The sequence below is a fragment of the Collinsella sp. AF33-16 genome (assembly GCF_003475325.1).
GTDB lineage: Bacteria > Actinomycetota > Coriobacteriia > Coriobacteriales > Coriobacteriaceae > Collinsella.
Genome location: NZ_QRQC01000007.1, coordinates 89,870 through 98,559 on the forward strand (window position 1 = coordinate 89,870; position 8,690 = coordinate 98,559).

The window sequence follows — 8,690 nt, forward strand, 5'->3', positions numbered from 1 at the left end:
GCAGGCCGTAGGTGACGTTCGTCATGATACCGGAGGTACCAAGTATGTTTTGCACTCCGTTAAACAAGTATCGGGCTGGTTGACATGAACCGCCGTACTATCTCGATAGCCCTCGCAGTGGTCTGCCTGGCTGTGCTCCTGGGCGCTGCAGGGCAGTTTGCTATAAATCGAGAAACATCCTATATGCAGGAATGCGTTTCCGAAGGCTTTGCCATTGATGGTTACTATCGGGATGACGAAACAAGTCGGGAAACCCTGGCTTTTCTTGAGGAGGACAACTGTCGATGGCAGCTGGTCGACCAAGACGGAATCTGCACAGACGGGCAGTTTAAGCGTACGGATGACCCCAACATCCTGATATTAAAGAAGGAAAACGGCGAAGAATTCGGTGCGGTCCACGTGGCGTATATTTCGCGCCGACGCGATCAGGGCTTGCTCTACCTATTTAGAGATACCAGGGTGACCCGTTTTTATCTGGTGAGTACCGGTCCGGCGTTTACAGTGGAGTCTGGCGATGTCGATGCGGACAGATGATTCACGGCAATAAATCAGCGAGCGGAGCGCGGCCATGGACCGCGCCCCGCTATTTGCTCGTGGCCCGCGTCACGTCTGCGCCATGTCGTGACTCGCGGCTGCGCGCATCCATCCCACGTCGCGTATTACTGCACATCAAACTCCACGCGATCGAGCTCGGGCACATTGAGGTCGATGAGCTTGCGGGCTACACGGCGGTCGTGTGCCCCAAGCGCCTCGCTTGTCGTCACGTGGGCGACAACCTCGCGCTCGACAAGGCCCTCCTCCTCGCCTTCGGTGGCCGAGGTCTCGACGGCAACGGTGTAATCCTTAAAGCCCGGCAGCACCGCGGCAAGCTCGCGCGTGGTTTCGGTGACGCCGTAGCCGTCCTGCACGCCGGCCTGTGCCGAGCCAATGGACCCCGCGGTCATGACGATGCAGGGGATGGCAAAGATCACCGTACCCACGATGATGCGGCGGCGCACCTTGTGTGACAGCTCATCGACCTCGGCATTTTCCTCGGCGGTCACAATGCCGTCGCCGTTGAGGTCGCGCTTGAGCGGCACGCGCAAAAGAAGTAGTACGGCTTCGGCCGCCAGCGCGATAAAGACGACGTTGATGCCAAACTCGTAGAGGGCCGAGAGAAACAGCGACCCGCTCGCGATGGCGATGCCATAGCCCGCCGCGCACAGGGGCGGCATGAGCGCGGTCGCCACGGCCACGCCGGCGATGAGCGTGGCGGGTTCCTGGTCGCGCGAGTTGCCCAGTCCGCCCGCAAAGCCGCCCGCGAGCGCGACGGCAAGGTCCCACACAGTCGGTGTCGAGTTGTCGATGATGGCGGCCGTGGTGGTGCCAAGGGGCGAGAGCTTAAAGTACAGCGTGGACGTGATTAGACAAAAGACCATCTGCAGCGCGAGGCCGGCAATTGCCTCGACGGCAATCTCGCGGTCGAGCGTGGCGATGCCGTATGCCATGGCAAGGACCGAGCCCATGAGCGGACAGATGAGCATGGCGCCCACGATGGCAATGTCCGAGTCGATATCGAGGCCGATGCTCGCGATCAACATGGCAATGATCAGGATGCATAAGTGCGAGCCAGTCAGGCGCGCCCCGTTTACAAAGCGCTTGCGAATCACGTGATAGGGCGCGCGTCCCTCGCGTATGTTGAACGCCTGCTTAAGGAAACGGGTGGCATTCTCCATGGCCTCGCTGTGTGCAGGGCGTATACCGTGACGACGATGATGACGCTCGCGCAGCCGCTTGATCTGTTGTTTGTCGAGTTCCATGCTTACCTCGTTTAGCTTCTGAGCCGCTTCTTGCGTCTGTCGTCTTTACTCTACACCGCGTTAGGCGAGGTGTCAGACAAGGTTTGTTGACCTGGAAGTCAGGACAATCGACATGGCTAAAACGCCGTGAGGATCATAAGAGTCAAATAGACAAAAAAGCGCGGGGCCGGTTTGATTCCGACCCCGCGCTCTGCGCTGGTGCGTTGTTGTTCGGCCTACCCCAGCAGGCTCAGACCAACAGAGACAAACGCCAGGATAACGCCGACGATGGACTCGCCGCCGAGCAGGCCGCTGGCGACGACCAGGCCCTGCTCCTGGAAGGCGGCATCCTTGGAGGCCTTCTCCTCGTCCGAAAGACCGGCAGCGGCGTCGCGGCGTGCGGCCCACTTGTCGTAGGCGAGCTTGGCGCAGGAGCCCAAGAAGGCCGTGAGCGACATGTAGAACGGCAGGTACACGCCCAGGCCGATCATCATGGCCGGAATGCCGAGCCAGTACATGACGATGCCGGCGATAAAGCCGCCTGCGAACCACGGCACGCTCGGGATGCCCGAGACCATGGTGGCGACGACGCTTGCCTGCGCGGCCACAAAGCTCTTGTCGGGGCCGAAAGCATCCGGACCATAGGCGGTGACAAGCGCGACCATGACGGCAGCGGCGACCAGGGCGCCCACGATGCCGCCGATGGCCTGGCCGATCCACTGCGCACGCGGATTGGTGCCCAGCACGGCGCCGGCCTTAAAGTCGTTCATGACGTCGCCCGCAAGGCCGCATGCCACGGCCACGATGCCGGCGATAAAGAACAGCTTGACCTGGGCGATCTGTGCGAAGGCAGCCACGATGAGCATGACGATGAGGCCGAAGATCTCCATGGGGTCGATGCCCGTCTGGCCGCAGCTCTGCGCGCTCATGATGGTGGTGACAAAGGTGAACAGCGTGACGATGACGGCCGGGACGGGGCCAAGGTCGAGCGCGATGGCGACGATCACGGCGATGGCGGCAGCGCCCAGGCCGATGATGCCGGCGTCGAGCTTAAGGGAGCCCGAGATGAGCGACTGCTCGTCGGTGTCGGTGGAGCTGTCGGCGGCAAGACCGCGGACGATACCGGCGACCTGCGGCAGGATGTCCTTGAGGACGACGGCGACGCCAAAGCCCATCATGAGGCCCATGCCCAGGGACTTGACGATGCCCTGCGCAGTCACAACGTCGAACAGACCGGCAGCGGTGCCGCCCACGATGATGCCAAAGTTGCCCAGCAGGGCGCCGGCAAACCAGAAGGCGACCGGGGCGAAGCCCACGAGGAAGCCGACGGAGAGCAGCATGGGCGAGTTGTAGATGCCAAAGGTCACGCCGGGGATGTTGAGCGTGCACAGCATGCTGGGCACAATGCCCAGAGCGTCGCGCAGCACGCTATAGATGCCGGCGATGGCCATGGAACCAAAGAGCTGCTTGCCGGTCTTGCCGCCAGCCTCGGTCGCGCGCAAGGTCTGAGCTGCGGCGTTGCCGGTGGGGAACTCAAGCGCGGCGTCCACGATAAAGTGACGGTGGATGAGCGCGGTGGCCAGCAGACCCAGGATAGTGCCGGCGAGTGCCACGATAAACATGTCGAGCCAGCTAATCTGGTCGGCATAGCCCAGCATCCAGGCGCCCGGGATGGTAAACGCCAGACCGCCGGCGACCATGGCGCCTGCGGACATGATGGTGTGGGTGACGTTTGCCTCGTTGAGGTTGGCGTTGCCCATGAGTTTGAGGAAGAACAGCGAGATGACGGCAGCAAAGACGATCGGCCAGGGGAGTGCGCCCATCTTGAGGGCGGTGTAGGCCGAGCTTGCCGTGATGATCACGCAGCCAAGGACGCCGATGACGACGCCGCGCAGCGTGAGTTGCCCGCGCATCGAAGCGCGGTTCGAGGGATTGCTCATATAAAACTCCTTTGCGTATATCCGCTTCCCCCGGGAGCGCCGTTACGGATACGGCGCGGGAAGTCGGGTTACCAAGGGCCGCCGCGTGAGCTCGCGCGCGACCGCGCACCAGTATAGCCGCAAGCTAGTCATTTTGGGATGACTGGTTTAGGTAGGCGATATACTGCTGGGCAGACGAAAGGAGCGCCGACGATGCTTAATGGGTGCGCATATATATTGACGGTCGACGTGGGCAACACGTTCATTCGCTTTGGCCTGTTTGCCGAGGATTCGGCCGCGGCGCAGGAATGCCCGCTTGCGACGTGCGAGATCACCACGCCGTCGAGCATCACAGCAGACGAGGCGCGCATGCGTCTCGTGCAGGTCATGGGCGCGCTTGCCGCCGATGCGGGCATGCCGGGCGCGCTCGTTCCCGCTGCGGCTGTGCTGAGCTGCGTGGTGCCGGCGCTCGAGCGCCCGTGGAAGACGGCGCTTTCCCGCACTTGTACGGGGCGCGTGCTCACCGTGGGGCCGGGCCTCAAGACCGGCATGCCCGTGCACTACGACGACCCGGCCGAGATCGGCCCCGACCGCATTGCCGACGCCGTGGCGGCCCGTGCCGTCTACGGCTCTCCGTGCATCGTGATCGACTTGGGTACCACGACCAATATCGAGGTCATCGATGCGCGCGGCACCTTTGTGGGCGGCGTCATCGCGCCGGGTCTGGCGCTTGGCGCCCGCTCGCTTTCGGCTGCTGCGGCGCGTCTGCCGCAGGTCGAGCCCTCGGCACCCACGCATGTGATCGGCCGCAACACGCGCGAGGCCATGCGTTCGGGCGTGGTTCTGGGCGAGGTGGCCCGCATCGACGGCATGCTCGACATGGTGCTCGCCGAGATGCGCGCGACCAAGGCCGCGGGGGAGGGCGACGTGCCCATCGTCATTACCGGCGACGATGCCGAGGCGCTCGCGTCGCTGGTCGGCCACAGCCTGACGGTAGACGACGCGCTGACGTTGCGAGGACTCGCCGAGCTCTACCGCATCAACCAAAAGCCCCGCCGCGTGTAAAAGTGAGGGCGCCGGTGGGACAAACGCCCCCCACCTTTCACCTGCTACAATGGGTCAAACTATTGCGATTACGGAGGTGTCTGCCATGTCGGACGATCTTCATCAAACTTCGTCAGGCAAGCGCCTGGACGTCATTAGCTGGGACGAGTTCTTTATGAGCGTGGCCATCGCCGCACAGCGCCGCAGCAAGGACCCCAACACGCAGGTGGGTGCGTGCATCGCCAGCACCAACCACCGTATCCTTTCGGTGGGCTACAACGGTACGCCCTCGGCGCTCAACGACGACTTTTTCCCGTGGGGTACGAGCGACGACCCGCTGCAGGACAAGCACAACTACGTGGTCCATGCCGAGGCCAACGCCGTGCTCAACTACCGTGGCTCGCTCAAGGACCTCGAGGGTTCCACGGTCTACGTCACGCTGTTCCCGTGCCACGACTGCGCCAAGATTTTGGCGCAGGTGGGTGTGGGCGAGGTTGTCTACCTGGACAACAAGTACGCCGACACCGACGACGGCCGCATCAGCCGCCGCATTCTCGACTCCTGCGGTATTAGCTACCGCCAGGTTATCGTCGATGTTCACATCGGTACCGAGGGGCAGGCTCAGCAGTAGCGCGTGACAATGCCAGCTGGTAACAACAGGCAGCTAAAAGATCCCCGTCCCAAATTGACTGCTCGTGAAAGTCGTGTCCGCGCGCATGGATGGCTCGTGAGCGGGTACATGGCTGTAGTAACATAGCCCCTGTCCGCGGGCGTGCCCGCGTTATTGTGAGAAAGGAGCCCCTGTGGCTGTTAACGAAGAGCTGCTTAAGAAGGTTCTTGAAGAGATTCGCCCCAACCTGCAGGCCGACGGCGGCGATATGGAGTATGTGGGTGTTGACGACGAGGGCGTCGTCAAACTGGAGCTGCAGGGTGCCTGCGCCGGCTGCCCTATGAGCGCGCTGACCCTGTCCATGGGTATCGAGCGTATCCTCAAGGAGCATGTGCCCGGCGTTACCCGTGTCGAGCAGGTTAATGCCTCCGGCGAGACCGACGACCTGTACGACGAGTACGCGCCGTTCTAAGATGCGAAAGCTGCGGACGGCATACTCCGCATAGACGTTACGCCCAAATATGCGGCTGCGAGCGCAAGGCCCGCGGCCGCATTTGTATGTAGGGAGTAGGAGGGTCGACATGCTCAACGACTTCTACCATATGCTTGATCCCGTCGCGATTTCGGCGGGGCCCATCACGATTTACTGGTATGGTCTGGCCTATGTGGTCGGAGCTCTGCTCACGGCGGTCGTCATGTATCGCACGCAGCGTCGCTGGGGCTTTAGCATCACGATTGACGACCTGACGAGCGTCGTGGTCGGTGTGGTCTTTGGCCTTATCATCGGCGCCCGCCTGTTCTACGTCATCTTTTACGGCGACGGCTACTACTGGGCACATCCGCTCGAGATCTTTGCCACCAACGAAGGCGGCATGAGCTTCCACGGTGGCCTGGTCGGCGGCATTATCGGCGGCATCATCGTTTGCCGCATGTATAAGCTCGACGCATGGACTCTGGCAGACCTTGCTGTCATCGGCGCGCCGCTGGCCTTGTGTCTGGGCCGTTGTGCCAACTTTGTCAACGGTGAGCTGTGGGGCAAGCCGACCGATCTGCCCTGGGGTGTAGTCTTTGGCGGGACTGCGGGCGATATGCCGCGTCACCCCTCCCAACTCTACGAGGCATTTCTTGAGGGCATTGTGCTCTTCTGCATCCTGCAGGTGCTCAGCCGCAAAAAGCCGTTGCTGCCCCAGGGCACGTTTATGGGCGTGTTTGTGATGGGTTACGGCATCGTCCGCTTCCTCGTCGAGTTCGTGCGCGTGCCCGATGCCCAGCTGGGCTATCTGCTGGGCGGCGTCATCACGATGGGTCAGCTGCTGAGCCTTCCGCTCGTGATTGCGGGCCTGGCGCTCGTCATCTTTGCCCTCCGCCGCAACCGTCCCCAGCGCATCTACCTCGACTCCTAACCACCACAAAGGGGACAGGCACTTTTGTGGTGGTTTGCTGGGCAACGATGACAGAACCGTAACGTTTCCCCAGATAAAACCTGCCAAAATAAACCTGTCCCTTTTTGGCAGGTTTCTAGAAAGGCTCTTTGGACTGTGAAGGATTCCGATCTCTCCACAACGGCTGCGCGCGACGCGGCCCGCATCGTCTGGTTTAAGCGCTACCCCGCCAAGCAGACGCTCATCGCATTTCTGCTCGCGCTGTTGGCGACCACGGCGTTTTCCATCGATCCCGCCCCGGTGTCGAGCAACGCAGTCTTGGCGATTGACCCCAAAGCCTCGGGCATGCTGTACGTGTGCTACGAGGTGCTCCTCTCGTTTGCCGGCCATACCGACGCGGTCATGCTGCTTGCGCTTGCCTGCCTGCTCACGCTGCCGTTTCGCTACGTATTCTTTGGCCGTGGCGACACCTGGCGCCCGTCGATCATTCTGCCGTCGCTGTTTTTCGCCATCTGCATGGTGTTCGGCCGCAGCTACGACCTCACCGACTCGGCCGAGATTGTTCTTGGCGACAAGGCCCGCATCATCTGTGCCTGGATTGGCGGCGCGGGCTGGATGCTCTTGGCGATCGTTGCCTTCTACCTGGCTTTTGAGTGTCTAGATTGGCTGAGCTCTCGGCGCATTCCGTTTTTCGAAGCGCACTTTGGCCGCGTATGGCGTGTGGCTCACGCCGTGCTCTCGGCCCATCCCTTTGCCGGGCCCTTCCTGGTGCTTATGATCGCCTGGGCGCCCACGCTCATCGCTTCGCTGCCCGGCCTTTTTATGGGAGATACGGGTGCGCAGATTCGCCAGTGGTTCAACTATCCCAACGGCACGAGCGACTACCTGCGCCTACTCAACCCCAATGTCCTGCTCAACGGGCATCACCCGGTCGTGCACACGGCCATTATCGGCTCGTGCGTTCAACTGGGGCTTTCGGTCTTTAACAGCGCCAATGCGGGGCTTGCCATCTACACCTGCGCTCAGTTCGTCATTACGGCCGCCTGCATGGCCTATTCCGTCTCGTCGCTGCGCAAACTGGGCGTGAGCCTGCCGGTCCGCGGCGTGATCTTGCTGTTCTTTGTGTTTATGCCCATGTTCTCTAACTACGCGGCCCTGCTCACCAAAGACGTGCTCTTTGCCGACGCGTTTTTGGTGCTGTTGGTGCAGACCGTGAAGCTCGTGGCCTGCGGCCTGCCCCGTCGCGATGCCAATGCCGAGCGTGCGGGCGAGAAGGCCCCCGTGCTCTTTGCGCGCCATGACTGGCTGTTGTTTGCGCTTGCTGCCATGGGTTCCACGTTTTTGCGCAATGGAGGCCTGGTGTTTCCGCTGGCGGCGTGTATGATCGCGGCGGCGTTTTGCGCATGGGATGTACATGTCGCTCGTCGTGCGGCTAAGCAGACGGGCACCGCGGTCTCATGCGTCACGCCGCGATTCCGCTGGGTTGGCGTCCTCGCGGTGCTCGCGCTCTGCCTTGCCTCTAATATGTACTTCACCAAGGTCTTTATGCCGGCGCACGACATCACGCCCGGCTCCAAGCGCGAAATTCTCTCGATTCCGTTCCAGCAGACGGCTCGTTTCGTTCAAAAGCACGATGGCCTCAACTCGGGTGTCAACCCCACGGTAAAGGAGGACGGCACCATCGTGGAGGCGCCCTGCGACGGTTTGGTGACCGACGAGGAGCGCGTCGTGATCGATCGCGTGCTCAAGTACGAGAACCTGGGCCGCCGCTACAACCCTGACAAGTCCGATGCCGTCAAGAACTGCTTTAACGAGTACGCCTCGCAGGAGGACATCAAGGCCTATTTTGAGGTCTGGGCGCAGATGTTCAAAAAGGATCCCGAGTGCTATATCTCGGCGCTCATCAATAACTATTAGGGGGTGCGGACAGAAAGTTGGACCGCGGGGCGGTCCGGAC

At 61.8% G+C, this 8,690-nt stretch carries 8 protein-coding genes; 6 read left to right on the forward strand and 2 right to left on the reverse strand.

Annotation, left to right across the window (positions count from 1 at the left end; all coding sequences use genetic code 11):
* Positions 1-84: 84 nt before the first annotated feature.
* A complete protein-coding gene (locus DWZ52_RS04030; protein WP_117637650.1) occupies positions 85-534 on the forward strand; it encodes a hypothetical protein in 450 nt (149 codons plus the stop codon).
* A gap of 125 nt (positions 535-659) precedes the next feature.
* On the opposite strand, the gene DWZ52_RS04035 is transcribed toward DWZ52_RS04030, so the two are convergent.
* Together DWZ52_RS04035 and DWZ52_RS04040 are read right to left on the reverse strand one after the other, a co-directional pair.
* Positions 660-1,799 (reverse strand): DUF389 domain-containing protein, encoded by a 1,140-nt coding sequence (locus DWZ52_RS04035; protein WP_117756877.1) that lies wholly within the window; start codon positions 1,797-1,799, stop codon positions 660-662.
* 215 nt (positions 1,800-2,014) lie between these two features.
* Positions 2,015-3,718: an OPT/YSL family transporter gene (locus tag DWZ52_RS04040; RefSeq protein ID WP_118384957.1), complete on the reverse strand. Its 1,704-nt coding sequence runs from the start codon at positions 3,716-3,718 to the stop codon at positions 2,015-2,017.
* Between the two features lie 192 nt (positions 3,719-3,910).
* Between DWZ52_RS04040 and DWZ52_RS04045 the strand changes: the two genes are divergently transcribed.
* From DWZ52_RS04045 to DWZ52_RS04065, 5 genes are all read left to right on the forward strand, one after another.
* Positions 3,911-4,762, forward strand: coding sequence for a type III pantothenate kinase (locus DWZ52_RS04045; RefSeq protein WP_118384958.1), 852 nt, complete (start codon positions 3,911-3,913; stop codon positions 4,760-4,762).
* An 85-nt stretch (positions 4,763-4,847) separates the two neighbouring features.
* Positions 4,848-5,372, forward strand: a complete 525-nt coding sequence (locus tag DWZ52_RS04050; protein WP_099432128.1) for a dCMP deaminase family protein — start codon at positions 4,848-4,850, stop codon at positions 5,370-5,372.
* Positions 5,373-5,544: 172 nt separating this feature from the next.
* The gene (locus DWZ52_RS04055; RefSeq protein WP_117637654.1) at positions 5,545-5,823 is read left to right on the forward strand and encodes a NifU family protein; all 279 of its coding nucleotides are present in this window, start codon (positions 5,545-5,547) and stop codon (positions 5,821-5,823) included.
* 109 nt (positions 5,824-5,932) lie between these two features.
* Positions 5,933-6,754 carry a prolipoprotein diacylglyceryl transferase gene (gene lgt, locus DWZ52_RS04060; RefSeq protein ID WP_117637655.1) on the forward strand — a complete coding sequence of 274 codons (822 nt, stop codon included), beginning with the start codon at positions 5,933-5,935 and terminating at the stop codon, positions 6,752-6,754.
* Positions 6,755-6,889: 135 nt separating this feature from the next.
* Entirely contained in the window at positions 6,890-8,650 is a 1,761-nt protein-coding gene (locus DWZ52_RS04065) for a DUF6020 family protein (protein ID WP_199579110.1), read from the forward strand.
* The last annotated feature ends 40 nt before the right edge of the window (positions 8,651-8,690 follow it).

Excerpts from the sequence above, each read along its gene's own strand:
- DWZ52_RS04030 (WP_117637650.1), top strand. The coding sequence starts at position 85 with ATGAACCGCCGTACTATCTCGATAGCCCTCGCAGTGGTCTGCCTGGCT.
- DWZ52_RS04035 (WP_117756877.1), bottom strand. The coding sequence starts at position 1,799 with ATGGAACTCGACAAACAACAGATCAAGCGGCTGCGCGAGCGTCATCAT.
- DWZ52_RS04040 (WP_118384957.1), bottom strand. The coding sequence starts at position 3,718 with ATGAGCAATCCCTCGAACCGCGCTTCGATGCGCGGGCAACTCACGCTG.
- DWZ52_RS04045 (WP_118384958.1), top strand. The coding sequence starts at position 3,911 with ATGCTTAATGGGTGCGCATATATATTGACGGTCGACGTGGGCAACACG.
- DWZ52_RS04050 (WP_099432128.1), top strand. The coding sequence starts at position 4,848 with ATGTCGGACGATCTTCATCAAACTTCGTCAGGCAAGCGCCTGGACGTC.
- lgt (WP_117637655.1), top strand. The coding sequence starts at position 5,933 with ATGCTCAACGACTTCTACCATATGCTTGATCCCGTCGCGATTTCGGCG.